The following is a 15,375-nucleotide window of genomic DNA, read 5'->3' as shown; positions in this document are numbered from 1 at the left end:
CTGCTCGCGCAGCTCAAAGACCATACGGACCGCGCGTTCACGCAGCTCAACGGAGTACTTTCTCGGGGGTGCCATAGCCCCTCACCCTTCCAGGTTTCAGGGCCTCCACCCAACCCGGGGCGCTCCACAGTTCCCTGGCCTCACCGCTCACGGCCATGACACTCGGCGAGCCGCTGGTCTCGGTCATCATCGGCCTCAGCGCCTTCCACGAACTGATCAGGACCTCCCCGCCCCGCCTTGCCGTCATTTTCGGCGGAGCGATCGTCATGTCCTACGGAATCTGGAGGACCAGCACCACACAACGCCCGCCGGCAGGCGCGTAAACACCTGCCGGGTCGACCGACAGCGCAATTCCTGCCCGATGCATGCAGTGGCGCCGCCGCGAAAGCCTTCGGAAGCGATCCTTCTTCGATCTGTTGCAGCCCCCTGGCTGGTACGACCACCGCCGGCTGCACACCGCCATCGGCCGACGTCCCACCTATCGAGTACGAGACCGCCTACTACCGTTCCATCAACACACCAGCCCCGACCGACGCCAGAAAACCGGACTTCATCGAACCCGGCGGGCTTCAAGTTGACACACCATTGCTCAGCCGAAGCCTCACCCGTGCGATCAAGATCTATCTGGCGGCTGGGAACACGTGCGGGAGCGGAGGGCCGTTTCCGCTTACCGCAGGTTCTTGTCATGTGGTTTTGGGGTTCTGGTGATGACGGTCAGCAAGCGGTCCAGGACGGCTCCGCCGCTGGCCCGCAGACCGTCGTGTTCGTACTCGTCGGTCAGCCAGACCCGCAGATCGCCGATCAGCTGCGCGGAATCCAGGGACAGGTCCCGGGCGACGTACATGTCATTGGCATAGACGGCCGCCGCGACCGGCACGGTGTTGGCCGCCAATTGGGACACGTCGTACAGGGGTGTCCAGGTACGGCGGTCGGCCAGCCGGTCGGCCACGTCCCGCAGCGGCCGTAGCAGCGGGTCGTTGTCGAAGAGCCAGGGGTAGATCATTTCCCCGGTGAACAGAATCGGGGCGCCCTCCTCCAGAGCCGCCGTCGCGTCGAACCGGGGGAATTCCGTACGGGTGCGCTGGGCGGACCAGCCGGTCGGGGCGTCCGTCTGGGCGTAGGTCGCCTCGTGGAGCAGGAAGTACAGCGGATTGGCGCTCGCCCAGGACAGCTGGGAATCGACCTGGAGCAAGAATGCGTCCGACAAGTGCGTGCTGCCCGTGAAGGGGTCTTCGAGGAGGTAGTGCAGTTGCCGGCTTCCGGTTGCGGCCCCGAGCAGGTTCCCCAGCGGCTGGAAGGCCTCGATGGTGAGCTGCCGCCCGCTGGGCAGTCGCACATCATGGTCGCGCAGGTGACGGGCGATCTGCCTGACCCGTTCGATGTCCTCCGGGTAGCGCTCGTAGTGCTCGGCGTTCTTGGCCGCCACCGTGGGATAGAGGGCGCGGTAAGCGTCGTCGGCGTCGGCGCGCAGGCCGGGAAGTCCGCCGGTGATGAGAACCTGCCGCAGGCCCTGTGGGGCGAACGACAGGTAAGTGGTGGCGCAGTAGCCGCCGAAACTCTGGCCCAGGACGGTCCAGGGCTCGTCATGGATCAAGGTTCGGCGGATGGCTTCGGCGTCCCTGACGATGGAGTCGGCCCGGAAGCGCGCGAGGTAGTCGGCTTGCTGAGCGGCGCCGCCAAGGCGGGCGAGGGTGTGCCGGTTGACGGGTACGGCGCAGGTGCTGGGGTGTGAGCCGGGAGGGCACCGTCTTGATCCTGGCTCCGGCGGCGGGCGAGGTCGAGGAGGCTTGCAGACTGGGTTGGCAGGCGCAGCGGCAACCTCCCATCGCCGCAGGACTGGAATCGGTCGGAGGGGCGGTCCATGTTCAGGCTCTGGTGGGGCGGGAGGTCGTTGTAGTCGGCCACGACAGCGTCCAGCGCCGGATCGCGCCGGCATGCGCCCAGCCGGGTGCGACCCACACGCATGTGGCCGCCGAGCTGGGCGTTTCACCGCCGACGGTGGCCACATGGCGCCGCCGGTTCATCGAGCACGGGCCGGCTGGGCTGACCGATGAGCCCCGCCCCGGACGTTATGCAGGCCATCGACAGGTCACAGCCGGTGCTGCCGATGATGCCGGGCATGCCCGAACGGCACACCCACGACTACAGTCCGCCCCGGCCCCAGCCGGAACTGCACGAGCTCCTGGATTCCCGGTGTGCTTGTGCTGGGAACCCGTCCGAGGGAGGCTCAAGCGAGCTGGGATCCTGGTCTCGGAGGCAGCGCACAACTACAGAGGAAGGCCACATGCCTGAGCCGAGGTCCCTGCCCGGCCTGCTCATGGTCGCCGCGCGCCTGTTAGAGCAGGCCGCCCCCCTTCCGCCTGCCTGCGTCAGGTGTGCGCTGGTCGCCCGAGGAGTGCCTCCGATCACCGTGACGCCCGCGTCGCCGAGCATGTCGCCAGTGAAGCAACTTCGGCTGGTCCGCGGGGTGAGCGGCGGGATGAACTGGTTCGTCCAAGGGTTGCAGGATCGGGACGGACTGGTCGCGGTCGGCAGGGCGGACGGCGTCAAGGTCGAGGCGATCGCCGCGCCCGTCGCGGGCCACGCCAGGGCATTGAAGCGCCGCCAAGTGACCACGGTTGAGCACGCTGCGCTGCTCCGCACGATGATCGACTGGAGCACCAACCTGCCCCCGCAGGTCACGGCACTGGAAGTGCGCGAGAACCTCCACGGGCCCTGCGAGTTCGGCGTCCACCTGGTCCTCGCCGACCATGAGGACACCGAACTCGTCCGCTACCTGGCAAGTCCCGCCAACACCGGAGCCACGGGGTTCCACGACGGGGGCACGTTGCCGACCGGTCACACCGCGACCTTCAGCGTCGGCAGCTGACCACACCGGCGACCAACAAGCGCCGGATCCCTCCGTGATCGCGCTGGTGCGTCATCTCACCGGCTCGTTCACCGCCGGTGCCCTCGGCCGTGGGCGAGAGATCGGTCAAAGTGGTGCCCAAACAGCCCTGCAAAGCTGTCTCCGCCCACTAACGAAGCCAGACGGCAGCGCACCAACCGCTACACGCCCGGATCCAAGCACCAGATCGCGTCACGGCCGTCGTTGCTGGCGGAAGCTGCGGCCCGGGGGCAGGCGCGGTGCAGGACCGGCCGAACGAGGACGAGGCGCTGGCCGCGCTCGCCCATCGCGGCCACCTCTGGCCCTGGGGCTCGCCACGATGGAGTGCGCCCTGATCGAAGCGGACGCGCGGCGGAGGTCACTTGAAAGGAACGTGCGTCGGCGCTGAGGGTGAGCACCCGAGCCAGCGGGCACTACCGGATGGGTGCCGGCTGTGGTTGTCCGGGTGAGCAAGTCGTCGGCAGGATGAAAGGCATGTCCAGCATGTCCGCTCTCGACCGCCTTGCGGTGCCCGGTGCTCGCCATTGGGGCCGCCTTCCGGGGCGTCCCGCCGATGTCGATCCGCTCGCGGAATTCACCGGACTCGGCCGCCGGCTCAGGCGGCTGCGTTTAAAGGAGTGGGTCGGCTTCACCCTCCTGCATCCCGAGCTGGCCTCGTCCGTCATCATTCAGGACGCGCAGTATCTGTCCAGCTCGGAGTTCTATCTTTTCGATCGCGCCGCCGGGCTCCTTCACCAGCATTCCGCGACGTCGCATGGTGGCGCCCCGGCACTGCCCACGGTCCTGCTGGAGGGCGTGTGCCATTTCCAGCGGCGGGGCTACCGCATCAGTTACTCCTTCGCGGAGTCTTCGGGGCGTCACCGTGTCGAGGTCGACCTGGCCGCGACAACGAAGGCCCCCGCCATCACCGGTGCGCTCACCCTCGATGCCGCCGCCGCGACCGCTCCCCTGTCGGTGAGCTCCCGTCTGCCCGGCGGCCGCATGTACACCTACAAGGCGGCCTTCCCCGTCGCGGGCACGCTACGTGTCGGTGACCGTGCGTTCGCCTTCGATCCGTCCCGCGACTTGGCCATCCTGGATGAGCACCGCTCCCTTCTCCCCTACCGGACGTCCTGGCTCTGGGGCACCTTCGCCTCTCTGGGCGCCGGCGGCCTCGTCGGGGCGAACTTCGCCGCCCGCCCCGAGCTGCCGGGTGAGCCGGAGGAGTCCTGCCTGTGGACGCCCGGAACCTGCGAGCCACTCGCGGACATCGCCTTCGCCCCCGGATCAGCCGACCCGATGGCCCCGTGGCACATCTCCTCCGCCGACGGCCGCCTCGACGTCGCCTTCGAACCGCAGGGCCGCAAGCGCGTGATCCGCCAGCTGGGCTTGTTCGCCATCGACTACTACCAGCTTTTCGGCCACTACACCGGCACCGTCCGCGGTGCCTCCCGCACGTTCGAACTCAGTGGCGCTCCGGGCGTCTGCGAAAGCATGAAAGCCCGCCTGTGACCGTGCCGAGCACCGGGCCGCCGTCCGGTGCTCGGCACAGACGGGTGCGCACCCCGCCCGCAGCGACCGGCCCACTCGCGGACCGGTCAGGCTCCCGCCAGCTTGTACTCGTACACCGTGGTGACGACATTGCACGCACCGGGCTGGACGATCAGCGCCCGCAGCGTCTCGGTGCGGACGTCGAAGTCCACGCCCTCCACCTCGAACGTCCCGCTGCACAGGCTCTCCTGCGGCAGCGAGCCGATCGCGGTCACGTGCCCGGTGACCGCGCCGCCGTCCAGAGCGGCAGGGAGCCGCGGGGCGGTCAGTGCTGGAGGCGCTTGTCCTGCGGGACGTGTTCGGAGATCGGGCCATCGCCGACGGCGGGCCCGTTACCGGCGCACGCGGCCGTGTGCAGGGGCGGCAGCGCCAGCCCTGGGCCGACGGGCACGATCGGGGCACTCCGAGCTGCGGAGGGTTGCACCGCACGGTTGCCTCCGAGGGGGGCGAGCGAGGCACCAGGAGCGTAAGTCCAGACCCGAACAGAAGTGAATACCTTTCACGTTCCTGGCCGGAATTTGCCCTGCCGAGAGTGGGGCCAAAGGTCACTGGAACGGTATCGAGCGGCCCCGCGGTAGGCCGCGCCTGACGCGCAGGTGATCCCAAGAGTCGTTCTCAGTACCGGCGGGCCACACCCTGCTCATCTCAAATGGCGACGGGATCAAAGACGGCTCTCCTCAGGGTTCCAGGGACCAGGGCCGGGTCGCCCCTCGAGCGTCGAAGCGGCGCGCTTCCGTCCTTTTTTTCCGGGAATGTCGGTGATTTCCTGGCGAGCGATGCACAGTGCGATATCCCGGCCGTCAGAAAACATGCTCCGTTCAGCTGACCTCACCATCGCTACTGTGTGTGATGACATGGATGCAAGTCGTCCGCTTAACGCAGTTATCCGCCCTTCGTGATTTCGGATCAGGGAGCGGAGGAACGGATTTCATCCTTATTTGCATGGGAGGTTCCATTCATGACCAAAGGCAGCAAACGTCCCAGTACCGCCGCACTTGCCACCGCCATCGCCGGGATGCTGGCCGCCTCGGCCGCCTTCTCGACCTTGGGCCCCCAGGCCAGAGCCGCCAGCAAGGGGACCCTTGCGCCGCAGGCAGGGCCGGTAGCGGTGTCACTGGGAGACAGCTTCATCTCCGGTGAGGCAGGTCGTTGGTGGGGTAACGGCGATCTCGCCGCCGCGGCGTTCTGCACCCGAGGCGGGACCGATCGAGCCGCCTACCGCTTCGCGACCATCTGCCGCTATGACCCGAAGGGGGTCTATGACGGCACCGCGGTCGACCCCCGACACCCCACCACCACCGGATGCCACCGCTCGGATGTGGCCGAGATTACCGGCACCCGGCAGGTCGCGCTCACTCCGGTCAATCTGGCCTGCTCGGGAGCCGAGACCGAGCATGTCCTCAGCGAGCCTTTCAAGGAGAACAAGGCATCGCAGGCGCGGCTGCTGCAAACGCTGGCCGCCACTCACCAGGTGAAATTGATCGTGGTGTCGATCGGCGGCAACGACATGAACGTGTCGGATTTCCTGCGCCGCTGCACCGATCAGTACATGAACAGCAGGCCCTCATGCGCCGCCACCGGCGAGGGGGACCGCCTCCTCGCTCAACTGCCGCAGGTCGCCACCAACGTCGGAAAAGTGATCGACAAGATCCGCCAGGTGATGAACGCGGCCGGATCATCCACCGGCAACTACAAGCTGATCCTGCAGTCCTACCCCTCTCCGGTACCGACCAGCGCCGAGGTACGAGACATCTTCCCCGAGGCCGGGGGCGGCAAGACCAAGCGGACACTCGTCGGCGGCTGCCCGCTGTGGGACGCCGACTTCGACCTCATGCACGACACTCTGACGCCCGCCATCGACACGATGCTGCAGAAGGTCGCCACCGACAAGAATGTGACCTTCCTCAGCATGCTCCACGCGCTGGACGGCCACGCCCTCTGTGAGAACGGCACCCGCCAGGCAGGTCCGAGCGAAGACGCCGGCAAACTGGGCAGCCAGATGGAGTGGGTGCGCTTCGGCACCGCCGGAATGAAGATCAGCCAGGGCTACCAGCAGGAGTCGCTGCACCCCAACGCCTTCGCCCAGCAATTCCAGGGCCGGTGCCTGGCCGCCGCCTATCAAAACCCCTCACTTACCCAAATCTGCGGCGCTGCGCGTTGACCCACCCCATCGAGGAGGAAGGACCTCGCGGCACCTGCTCCAGGCAGCTGACGGCGGGTGCTCGCACCTTGCCCGGGCGGCCAGTTGATCGCCGCGTTCGGGGATCGTGTGCGGGATACGCGCCGCCGCCTCAGGTAGGGGATGACCACGCTCTTCAGCCTCAGGGGTCGAACTTGGTTCATAGGCCGATCAGGAACAGCGTTCCGGCAGCGATGAGTCCGGCTTCGACGAGATGGACGAAGACGCGGTCGCTGATGTGGTCGACGACCTTCTTGCCGGTCCAGGCGCCGACGAGGGTGGCGGGGGTGAGGGCGGCGCCGTAGAGGAGGATTTTGGTGGTGAGCAGGTCACCGGCGCCGTAGGCAGTGAGTTTGGTCAGGTGCATGGTGAGGGCGGCGGCGGCTTCGGTGCCGATGTAGGCGGCGCGGGCCAGGCCGTAGGCCAGGAAGAACGGGGCGGTCAACGGGCCGACCGAGCCGAGCAGGGCCGAGCCGAGCCCGGAGGCGGTGCCGACCCCGGCGAAAGCGTGGTCGCTGGGTTTGCGGGGGTGGGGGTTGAGGCGCCGCCAGATCACCACGCCGATCAGGAACACCCCGAGCGCGCGTTGGAGGGGCGCCAGCGGAGCGTGGGCCAGCAGCAGGCCACCGGCCAGCGCGAACGGGACCGCGCCCAGGGCGAACCAGCCGATCAGCCGCCAGTGCAGGTCGCGGCGGTTCAGCCAGACCCGGCTGCCGTTGCTGGACAGCTGGGTGAGGGTGAGCATCGGGACCGCGAACCGCAGCCCGAACAGCGCGGTGAACACCGGCAGCAGGAGCACGCCGCCGCCGAACCCGGCCACTGCGGACAGCAGCGCGAGCGCGAACGCCGCGGCGCAGGCGGCGGGCAACGCGATGGTCACGGGTCCAGCCTGCCAGTCGGTGGGGGTGTGCTTGACTCACGGCCTGAGCTGTGCGGGTGCATGCCCGACGTCAGCGTCCACAGGTGCAGGTCGTGGACGTTCCGAACACCGGCAATGGCGACCGGTTCACCGGCCACGGCGTCGACGTCCAGGCCCTCGGGGGCGTGGTGCCCGAGCACGGCCAGCACCTGCCCGGTCGCGGCGATCAGGACGCCGGCCATGATCACTCCGATGGAACCCCGCCGTCCTTTCCCGCATCCAGCGCCTGCTCGGGCCTGCGACGGTCGCCCCTCTCTGGCAGCGGCTGCTGGCCTACGGCACCGCCTTGACCCTGCTGTGCGCCCCCATGGCACTCTTGGTTCCCTTCCTGGCATGACCGGTCTTTGCAGGTTGGCCGCATGGCCGTATACGTCGCCGGAGTGGTGTGCCAGGATGCGCGGCATGGGTTTTGCTGACCGGTATCTCGCTGAGGACGAATCCCTGGTGCACGCCACTCGCCAGCATTGGACCGAGATGGTCGGCGAGTTCGTGATCCTCTGCCTCATCTGGATCGTCGCGGGCGCGCTGTTGTGGGTCATCCCGTCCGGCGAGTACTGGGGTCGGATCACCGACTACGTCGTCCTCGGGGTGGCCGCGATCCTCTCGCTGTGGTTCTGGCTGATCCCGCTTCTGCGATGGCGCGGCACCATGTACATCGTCACCACCAAGCGGATCTACAAGCGCAGCGGGTTCCTGACCAAGACCGGTCACAGCATCCCGCTGGTCCGTGTCAACGACGTGTCCTTCCGGGTGACGCTGTGGGAGCGGATCTGGCGATACGGGACGCTCGACGTCCAGTCCGCCTCCGAGCACGGGATGCTGCGGCTCAAGCGCGTCCCCGACCCCGAGGGCCTCAAGTCCAAGATCTACCAGGCCGTGGACGAGGAGCAGAGCCGGCACCAGATGGGCCCGGGCGTCGCCGACCACAGGTGAGATCTCACGGGCGGCGCCTCCCCCTGGTTCCGTATGTGATCTACCTGCTGCCGACCGCCGTCACAGGCGGCCGGATCGACCGGCTGGACTGTATCCGCCTTGCGGTACGGCGAAGGCCCGGCCAGCACAGGCCAGGAGCATGCCGAGTCCCCAGCCGGCGATCGCGTCGGTCGGCCAGTGGTAGCCGAGCGTGACCACGGCGACGGCGACCCCAGCGGCCAGGGCGTGCGCGGCGATCGTCCATGCGCGGGATGCGCCGACCAGGGCCGTCATGAACAGCAGGCAGGCGGCGGCGTTGGCGGCATGGCCGGAGGGAAAGGGCAGGAACCCATCGGCGAGCAGCGCGTCTCGGCCGGTGCGGGGCGGCGTCCTGGCGAATACGATCTGGGCTCCCCGCACGAGGAGTTCGGCGGCGACCAGCCAGACCCCGGCACGGATCGCCAGTGCGGCGCTGCGCCGCCGCCAGGCGACTGCGAGCGAGGTCAGCGCAGCGAGGGAGCCGACCAGCCAGTACTGGCCGGCGTTCACGACCGTCCGCCAGAAGAAGTGCCGGTAACCGCTCCGGGGCGGCAGGCCATCGGCGAACACCTGACCGTCGAGATGCCTCAGCGGGCCGCCGACCAGCACGTCCGCGATCACCACCACCGTGACCACCGCGGAGGCGACCACCAGCCCATGTGGCCGCATCCTGGCGCTCACGAGCCCGCCTCTGGCCTCGATGTCCAGCCCCCATCCGTCGAGCTATCCAAGGTACGTCGTGGCCACCGGACACCTGCCGTTCGCCGTCGCGTCCGTTCCGAATGTGATGATCACGACTCCATCCGGCGAACTGCTGAAGGGCCTCCGACGGACGTGCTACAAGTGTAGTAGCAACCGCCAGGACGCCCATCGAGCGGCATGAGGAGGCCGGGGTCCACGTGCCGCCGCGGTACAGGAGACAACAGAACGGATTGAGCCCGCGATCGCGGACGGACGACGCCGCTGCGGGGTCGGGGCCGGAGGATCGGCGAGGCCATCGAACGCCAGTTCGCGAACGTGTCGCCTCCCTGGTGGAGTCGCGGCACTTCCAGCGTGTGATCGTCGCGGTGATCCTGGTCAACGCGGTCACGCTCGGGCTGGAGACCGTGCCGTCGGTGCTGGACCGGCACGGCGCCGTTCTGCACACGGTGGACCGTCTGGCGCTCGGCGTGTTCGTCGCCGAGTTGGCGGCCAAGATCTACGTCCAGCGTGTTCGGTTCGTCCGGGAGCCGTGGAATCTGTTCGACTTCACGGTCATCGCCATCTCCCTGGTGCCGCACTCGGGCGGCCTGTCGGTGCTGCGCGCGCTGCGCGTCCTGCGGGCGTTGCGCCTGGTCTCGGTGGTCCCCAGCCTGCGCCGGGTGGTGTCGGCCCTGCTCGGGGCGATGCCCGGTATGGCCTCGATCGCCGTGCTGCTCGGCCTGGTGCTCTACGTCGCGGCGGTGATGGCCACCAAGCTGTTCGGCGCGACCAACCCCGAGTACTTCGGCGATCTGGGCGTCTCCCTGTTCACCCTCTTCCAGGTGATGACCGGGGAGGCATGGTCGGAGGTGGCCCGCTCTGTGATGCGGCACCATCCTTCGGCGTGGATCTTCTTCGTGGTGTTCATCCTGATCTGCACGTTCGTGGTACTGAACCTGTTCATCGCCGTGGTGGTGCGCGCCATGGAGGACGACGACCTGGAGCAGGCCGAGGCGATCGCCGCCATCGTCCACCGTGCTCGGCGAGAGTCCGACACGGCCCTGCTGGAGGAGATCACCGCACTCCGTGCGGAGGTCAGAGCACTGCGCCGCGACCAGGAGGACAGCGTCCGGGAGACGAACTCGGGCGGCCCGATGTCCCGGCAGTGAGCACGGAGATCAAGGAGATGGCCTCGGGGGCGCGGCGGCCCGGCAGCACCAGATGCAAAGGGCCGCGCGGCCGCGCGGGTGAAGGTTGCGAAGCCGTCAATGCACGGGTTTTCCAGTACACGACTCTAGGCGGACGACGGGCGTTACCGCCTCGGTTGGATGCGGCACCGATCGGTACGGAAATACGATCACAGAATCGCCGAATACAAGGCCCAGGGCAGGATTGAATCGCTGCCCCACATGCTGTAACGGTGATCAGGTCGAATACAGCGTCGCCAAATGAACCGGCTTTACGATGGCCGCTGGTCTACACCCCTGATCGGCATAGTCCCGCCCGGCAGATGCGAGAGCGGCTACTGCCGTCTCTCCCAACACACCGGTGTAAGGAGCCGGCCTTCAGCGAGCCCGGATGGCCCTTTCACAACTCTCTCGCTGCCTCCTCGTAGGTCTAGGGCCCGCGCCCGGTCGGCCGTCGCCGGTGGCGCGGTCGCGGCTCCGGAGTGCGTCCGCGAGCGTTCGCGGACGGTCCGGGAGGAGCGGCGACCGCCCCTCCCGTGCGCCCGGGTTCAGGGGGCGGCGTGGTTCCGCGGGCGGGACGCGAGGTGCTCCCCGACCCGTCCGACCAGGAGGGTCATCTCGTAGCTGATCTGCGCCGGATCCGCGCTGGTGTCGGAGAGCACGGTCAGCGAGGCGCCTTCACCCGCCGCGGTGACGAACAGGAAGGCGTTCTGCATCTCGATGATCGTCTGGTGCACCTGGCCCGCGCCGAACTGGGTCCGCGCGCCCTGGGCGAGGCTCTGCACGCCGGCGGCGAGGGCGGACAGGTACTCCGCGTCCTCCCGGCTCAGGCCGGCGGACGCACCCATGAGGAGCCCGTCCGCCGACTGCACCACCGCCTTGGTCACCTGGGGCACCCGTTCGACGAGCCCGTCGATCAGCCAATCCAGCCGGTTGGTCGAATCGCCTCGCAGCGGCGTCACGTGGCTTCTCCTCTTCCGAGACATCGGCGGGGTTCGGGGACCGCCGAACGCCGGAACATGTTTTCATCGGCGGTCCGCCAAGATACATGGAATTCCAGACACATGATCAAACTTGTGGCACGGTGTAGCCCGAGTTCGGTCGTCCGGTGCCCGCCAAGCCTGAAAGAGACACCATGAACGTCCACGTCAGTCATATCCGCGTTGACCTCGGCCGTTTCGCCCGGTGAGGAGCCCACGCCGCCGGCGTTCGATCCGGTTCTCCCTTTTCGGTCTGATCATCGTTCCGATGGTCTCCCTGGTCACGCTGTGGGTCTTCGCGGCGCAGAGCACCGCGTCCAAGGCCGTCAACCAGCGCGACCTCGACACCACCAACGAGATCTACGGCGGCGCCGCGCAGCCGATGCTGGTCACCCTGGCCCAGGAGCGGCAGGAGTCGGTGACCTGGCTGAGCCGCAACCACCGGCTGCCGCGCACGCCGTTGGACGCCGTCCGCGCGAAGATGGACGGCACGATCGTCCAGATGAACAAGGCTGTGGACTCTGAGAAGTTCCAGGCCACGCTGACGGACGCGATGAAGCAGCGGCTGTCGGTGCTGATGGACAGGCTCAACGGGATCGGCGGGCTGCGGAGCCAGGTCGACTCCCGCGCCCTGACGAGGCTGGAGGCGTTCAACGCCTACAACGACGTCCTCGAAGCCCACTTCCAGTACGTCAACGTGCTGGTGGCCGGCGACGGCCTCCAGCAGTCCGCCCACACCGCCGCCATGTCGCGCGGCATCGAGCTGCGCGGACGGGAGATCGCGCTGGTGGGCGGCGTGCTCGCGGACGGCCGCCGGATGACCGCCGGCGAGTACGCGGCGGTCAGCAGGCTGGTGTACGAACGGCGGTTCCTGGAGAGCTCGAACCTCGCCGAGCTCCACCCGGCCATCGCCGCTCCGTTCAAGCAGGCGCTGGCGTCCCCCGCCGAGAGGTCCTTCACCGCGGTGGAGGACGGCATCCTGGCGACCCGTCCCGGCGCGAAACTGCGGATCTCCGCGGCCGACTGGAAGGCCGTCGCGGGCGCCTCCATCGGGCAGATCGACGGCGCGCTCGGCAAGTCCCGGGCGCAGAACGCCGCCGAGGCCAAGGCGGCCTCGGACGAGACGCTGCTGCGCCTCGTCCTCATCGGCGTCATCGGCCTGGTCGCGATCACCCTGACCGCGCTCCTGATGTTCCGCTTCAGCCGCCGCATCAGCCGCGACCTGCTCGGCCTCCAGGGCGCCGCGCGCACCATGGCCGAGGAGCGGCTGCCCGACGTCGTGCGCCGGCTGAGCCGCGGGCACGAGGTCGACGTGGCGGCGGAGGCCCCGCCACTGGAGGTCGGCCGGACGGCCGAGGTCTTCAACGTGTCGTCCGCGTTCTCGTCCGTGCAGCGCACCGCCGTCGAGGCCGCCGTCCGCCAGGCCGAGCTGCGCGCCGCGGTCAACCAGGTGTTCCAGAACCTCGCCCGGCGCAACCAGTCGCTGCTGCACCGGCAGCTGGCGATGCTGGACACGCTGGAGCGCAAGGCGTCCGACCCCGACGCCCTCGCCGACCTGTTCGCCATCGACCACCTCACCACCCGCATGCGGCGGCACGCGGAGGGCCTGATCATCCTGTCCGGCGCCGCGCCCGGCCGCGGCTGGCGGCACCCGGTCGGCATCCTGGACGTGCTGCGCGGCGCCATCGGCGAGATCGAGGACTACGCCCGCGTCGAGGTGGTCAGCACGGCGGAGGAGGGCATCGTCGGCGGAGCCGTCGCCGACGTGATCCACCTGCTGGCGGAGCTGATCGAGAACGCGACCGTCCTGTCGCCGCCGAACACGCCGGTGGAGGTCGACGCCGGGCTGGTGGGCCAGGGCTTCGTGGTCGAGATCCAGGACCGCGGCCTCGGCATGAAGCCGGACAAGCTGGCGGCCGTCAACGAGCAGCTCCGCCGCGAGCCGGAGTTCGACCTGACCCACGGCGACCAGCTCGGGCTGTTCGTCGTCGGGACGCTCGCGCACCGGCGCGGGATCAAGGTGGCGCTGGAGCCGAACGCCTACGGCGGCATCAAGACCGTCGTGCTGCTGCCGCACTCGCTCGTCGTTTCGCCGGACCAGGTCGGCCGCGCCGGCGGCACCGGCACCGGCACCGAGCAGGCGGACGCCCCCGCGAACGTCCCGGACCTGCCCGCCGCGGACGCGACGGTCCCGCCGGCGGGCTCCGGGCCGCTGGACATCATCGGCCACGACACGCAGGAGAACGCGATGGACCCCGTCGGACGGCACCGCGCCGGCGGCACCGAGCCGCCGGACGGCGACCACGGCGACCCCCTCGGCATGCCGCCGCCCGGCCCGGCGGCCGAGCCGAGCGCTCCGTCCGAGCCGCAGCCGGCGCGGGCGGCGTCGTCCACGGCCGAGGGCACCCACGCGGGGATGCCGCGCCGCGTGCGCCGCCAGAACCTGGCGCCGCAGCTGCGCGACACCGCACCGCCCGCCCGGGACGAGAAGCGGCCGCCCGGACGCGGCGCGCGCTCGCCGGAGCGCGCCAGCTCGGTCATGGCCTCGATGCAGAGCGGGTGGCGGCGCGGGCGCGGCGAACCGCCGTCGGTCCCGCCCACCGGACGTGACGAGGAGGACGAACGTTGACGGAACCATCGATCACGGCCGACGAGGTGCGCCGGCGCCTGGACGGCATCGGCGGCCGGGCGGAGCTGGTGAGCGGCGCGGTCCTGCTGTCCAGGGACGGGCTGGTCGTGGCCTGCTCGTCCGGCGTCGGCCGGGAGAACTCCGAGCATCTCGCCGCGCTGGTGGCGGGCATGCAGGGGCTCGCCCGCGGCGCGTGCCGCCGGTTCGACGGCGGTGAGCTGCTGCAGAGCGTCATCGAGATGGACACGATGCTGGTGTTCATGGTGCCGGCGGGCGAGGACGCCTGCCTCGCCGTGCTGGCGCACGCCGACGCGGACGCGGGCGCGGTCGTGCTGCGGATGGTCCAGCTCGCCGAGGAGCTGGCCGAGCGGCCGCCGTTCATTCCCCGGCTGTCGGGAACGGGCGCCAGGTGAGGCCGGGGTGACCGATGAGCGATGACCGATGGCTCGACGGGGACGCCGGCCCCGTCGTTCGCCCCTACACGGTCACGCGGGGCCGGACCCGGCTCCGCGACGACGGCCTCGACCTGAACCTGATCTCCGTGCTGGAGGCGACCGGCGTGCCGGTCCCCCGGCGGGTGCGGCTCGACCCCGAGCACCGCAGGCTGCTGGCGATCTGCCGGCGGCCGATCACCTTCGCCGACCTGGCGTCCGAGATCGACCTGCCCGTCGGCGTCGTCCGGGTCCTGGTCGACGACCTGCGCGACGAGAACGCGCTCAGGGTGCTGAAACCGACTCCCACCGGCGACGTCCCGGACGAGCTCGTACTAAGGAAGCTGCTGAATGGACTACGCGCACTCTGACACCGCCGTCCGGCATCCGGGCGCCGCCGGGGGCGGCCAGCTGACCGCCGCGAAGATCCTCATCGCGGGCGGGTTCGGGGTCGGCAAGACGACCATGGTGGGCTCGATCAGCGAGATCCGCCCGCTGCGCACCGAGGAGATCCTCACCGACCAGAGCGTCGGCGTGGACGACACCACCGGCGTGGACGGCAAGACCAGCACCACCGTGGCCATGGACTTCGGCCGGATCACGCTCCCGGACGACCTGGTGCTGTACCTGTTCGGGACGCCGGGCCAGCAGCGGTTCTGGTTCATGTGGGACGAGCTGGCGCTCGGCGCCGTCGGCGCGGTGGTGCTCGCCGACGTGCGCCGCCTCGCCGACTGCTTCGGGACCGTCGACTACTTCGAGGACCGCCGCACCCCGTTCATGGTCGCCGTGAACTGCTTCGACGGCGCCGAGCGCAAGGACCCCGAGGACGTGCGGATCGCCCTGGACCTGGACGACGACGTCCCGCTGATGCTGTGCGACGTGCGCAGCCGTGCCTCGGCCAAGCAGGTGCTGATCACCATGGTCGAGCACGTCCTCACCAAGACCGCGTCCAGGCGCTGAACGCATCCGCTCCCGCGCCGCCGACGCCGCCCCCAACCCCC

Annotated in this window: 17 protein-coding genes; 10 read left to right on the top strand and 7 right to left on the bottom strand. The window is 69.4% G+C overall.

Annotation, left to right across the window (positions count from 1 at the left end; translation table 11 throughout):
• Window positions 1-667: 667 nt before the first annotated feature.
• A complete protein-coding gene (locus tag ETD96_RS26180) occupies window positions 668-1,936 on the bottom strand; it encodes an alpha/beta fold hydrolase (RefSeq protein WP_205719469.1) in 1,269 nt (422 codons plus the stop codon).
• On the opposite strand from ETD96_RS26180, the gene ETD96_RS48215 reads away from it, so the two are divergent.
• From ETD96_RS48215 to ETD96_RS26165, 3 genes are all read left to right on the top strand, one after another.
• On the top strand, window positions 1,876-2,292 hold the full coding sequence (locus ETD96_RS48215) for a helix-turn-helix domain-containing protein (protein WP_171069240.1): 417 nt from the start codon (window positions 1,876-1,878) through the stop codon (window positions 2,290-2,292). The two genes, ETD96_RS26180 and ETD96_RS48215, sit on opposite strands and share 61 nt — an antisense overlap.
• A 148-nt stretch (window positions 2,293-2,440) precedes the next feature.
• Window positions 2,441-2,869, top strand: coding sequence for a hypothetical protein (locus tag ETD96_RS45070; protein WP_171069238.1), 429 nt, complete (start codon window positions 2,441-2,443; stop codon window positions 2,867-2,869).
• A 492-nt stretch (window positions 2,870-3,361) separates the two neighbouring features.
• A complete protein-coding gene (locus ETD96_RS26165) occupies window positions 3,362-4,378 on the top strand; it encodes a DUF2804 domain-containing protein (protein WP_138639139.1) in 1,017 nt (338 codons plus the stop codon).
• A gap of 86 nt (window positions 4,379-4,464) precedes the next feature.
• Here the strand turns inward: ETD96_RS26165 and ETD96_RS45065 are convergent, their stop codons facing one another.
• Window positions 4,465-4,632, bottom strand: coding sequence for a hypothetical protein (locus ETD96_RS45065; RefSeq protein ID WP_171069239.1), 168 nt, complete (start codon window positions 4,630-4,632; stop codon window positions 4,465-4,467).
• Window positions 4,633-4,682: 50 nt separating this feature from the next.
• Complete coding sequence (locus ETD96_RS47675; protein ID WP_274704643.1) at window positions 4,683-4,808, bottom strand: hypothetical protein; 126 nt, start codon at window positions 4,806-4,808, stop codon at window positions 4,683-4,685.
• Between the two features lie 567 nt (window positions 4,809-5,375).
• On the opposite strand from ETD96_RS47675, the gene ETD96_RS26160 reads away from it, so the two are divergent.
• Window positions 5,376-6,578, top strand: a complete 1,203-nt coding sequence (locus tag ETD96_RS26160) for an SGNH/GDSL hydrolase family protein (RefSeq protein ID WP_138639138.1) — start codon at window positions 5,376-5,378, stop codon at window positions 6,576-6,578.
• 178 nt (window positions 6,579-6,756) lie between these two features.
• Here ETD96_RS26160 and ETD96_RS26155 read toward each other — a convergent pair whose 3' ends face one another.
• Together ETD96_RS26155 and ETD96_RS26150 are read right to left on the bottom strand one after the other, a co-directional pair.
• Complete coding sequence (locus tag ETD96_RS26155) at window positions 6,757-7,476, bottom strand: sulfite exporter TauE/SafE family protein (RefSeq protein WP_138639137.1); 720 nt, start codon at window positions 7,474-7,476, stop codon at window positions 6,757-6,759.
• Window positions 7,473-7,697: a hypothetical protein gene (locus ETD96_RS26150; protein WP_205719467.1), complete on the bottom strand. Its 225-nt coding sequence runs from the start codon at window positions 7,695-7,697 to the stop codon at window positions 7,473-7,475. Before ETD96_RS26150 ends, ETD96_RS26155 begins: the two co-directional genes overlap by 4 nt.
• Window positions 7,698-7,917: 220 nt before the next feature.
• Here ETD96_RS26150 and ETD96_RS26145 point away from each other — a divergent pair, with 220 nt between their 5' ends.
• Window positions 7,918-8,448, top strand: coding sequence for a PH domain-containing protein (locus tag ETD96_RS26145; protein ID WP_138639136.1), 531 nt, complete (start codon window positions 7,918-7,920; stop codon window positions 8,446-8,448).
• 60 nt (window positions 8,449-8,508) lie between these two features.
• Here ETD96_RS26145 and ETD96_RS26140 read toward each other — a convergent pair whose 3' ends face one another.
• Window positions 8,509-9,117, bottom strand: a complete 609-nt coding sequence (locus ETD96_RS26140; RefSeq protein ID WP_240808223.1) for a phosphatase PAP2 family protein — start codon at window positions 9,115-9,117, stop codon at window positions 8,509-8,511.
• A gap of 380 nt (window positions 9,118-9,497) precedes the next feature.
• Between ETD96_RS26140 and ETD96_RS26135 the strand changes: the two genes are divergently transcribed.
• A complete protein-coding gene (locus ETD96_RS26135) occupies window positions 9,498-10,316 on the top strand; it encodes an ion transporter (RefSeq protein WP_240808221.1) in 819 nt (272 codons plus the stop codon).
• Between the two features lie 566 nt (window positions 10,317-10,882).
• Here ETD96_RS26135 and ETD96_RS26130 read toward each other — a convergent pair.
• Window positions 10,883-11,296, bottom strand: a complete 414-nt coding sequence (locus tag ETD96_RS26130; protein WP_386868051.1) for a roadblock/LC7 domain-containing protein — start codon at window positions 11,294-11,296, stop codon at window positions 10,883-10,885.
• Between the two features lie 286 nt (window positions 11,297-11,582).
• On the opposite strand from ETD96_RS26130, the gene ETD96_RS26125 reads away from it, so the two are divergent.
• Genes ETD96_RS26125 through ETD96_RS26110 form a run of 4 tightly spaced genes read left to right on the top strand, consistent with a single transcriptional unit; the run spans window position 11,583 to window position 15,334 of the window.
• Window positions 11,583-13,943: a sensor histidine kinase gene (locus ETD96_RS26125; RefSeq protein WP_138639133.1), complete on the top strand. Its 2,361-nt coding sequence runs from the start codon at window positions 11,583-11,585 to the stop codon at window positions 13,941-13,943.
• Window positions 13,940-14,356: a roadblock/LC7 domain-containing protein gene (locus ETD96_RS26120; protein WP_138639132.1), complete on the top strand. Its 417-nt coding sequence runs from the start codon at window positions 13,940-13,942 to the stop codon at window positions 14,354-14,356. Before ETD96_RS26125 ends, ETD96_RS26120 begins: the two co-directional genes overlap by 4 nt.
• Window positions 14,357-14,370: 14 nt before the next feature.
• Window positions 14,371-14,745: a DUF742 domain-containing protein gene (locus tag ETD96_RS26115; RefSeq protein WP_138639131.1), complete on the top strand. Its 375-nt coding sequence runs from the start codon at window positions 14,371-14,373 to the stop codon at window positions 14,743-14,745.
• A complete protein-coding gene (locus ETD96_RS26110; RefSeq protein WP_138639130.1) occupies window positions 14,726-15,334 on the top strand; it encodes a GTP-binding protein in 609 nt (202 codons plus the stop codon). The genes ETD96_RS26115 and ETD96_RS26110 overlap by 20 nt, the downstream gene beginning before the upstream one ends.
• Window positions 15,335-15,375: the final 41 nt, after the last annotated feature.

The organism is Actinomadura geliboluensis (assembly GCF_005889745.1).
Taxonomy (GTDB): domain Bacteria; phylum Actinomycetota; class Actinomycetes; order Streptosporangiales; family Streptosporangiaceae; genus Spirillospora; species Spirillospora geliboluensis.
Note: the sequence above shows the minus strand (reverse complement) of the source record. Positions and strands in the feature narration are given on the sequence as shown.

Coding starts and splice junctions, on each gene's coding strand:
- ETD96_RS26180 (WP_205719469.1), bottom strand. CDS start 1,936: ATGCCGGCGCGATCCGGCGCTGGACGCTGTCGTGGCCGACTACAACGA.
- ETD96_RS26165 (WP_138639139.1), top strand. CDS start 3,362: ATGTCCAGCATGTCCGCTCTCGACCGCCTTGCGGTGCCCGGTGCTCGC.
- ETD96_RS26160 (WP_138639138.1), top strand. CDS start 5,376: ATGACCAAAGGCAGCAAACGTCCCAGTACCGCCGCACTTGCCACCGCC.
- ETD96_RS26150 (WP_205719467.1), bottom strand. CDS start 7,697: ATGGCCGGCGTCCTGATCGCCGCGACCGGGCAGGTGCTGGCCGTGCTC.
- ETD96_RS26145 (WP_138639136.1), top strand. CDS start 7,918: ATGGGTTTTGCTGACCGGTATCTCGCTGAGGACGAATCCCTGGTGCAC.
- ETD96_RS26125 (WP_138639133.1), top strand. CDS start 11,583: ATGGTCTCCCTGGTCACGCTGTGGGTCTTCGCGGCGCAGAGCACCGCG.
- ETD96_RS26115 (WP_138639131.1), top strand. CDS start 14,371: ATGAGCGATGACCGATGGCTCGACGGGGACGCCGGCCCCGTCGTTCGC.
- ETD96_RS26110 (WP_138639130.1), top strand. CDS start 14,726: ATGGACTACGCGCACTCTGACACCGCCGTCCGGCATCCGGGCGCCGCC.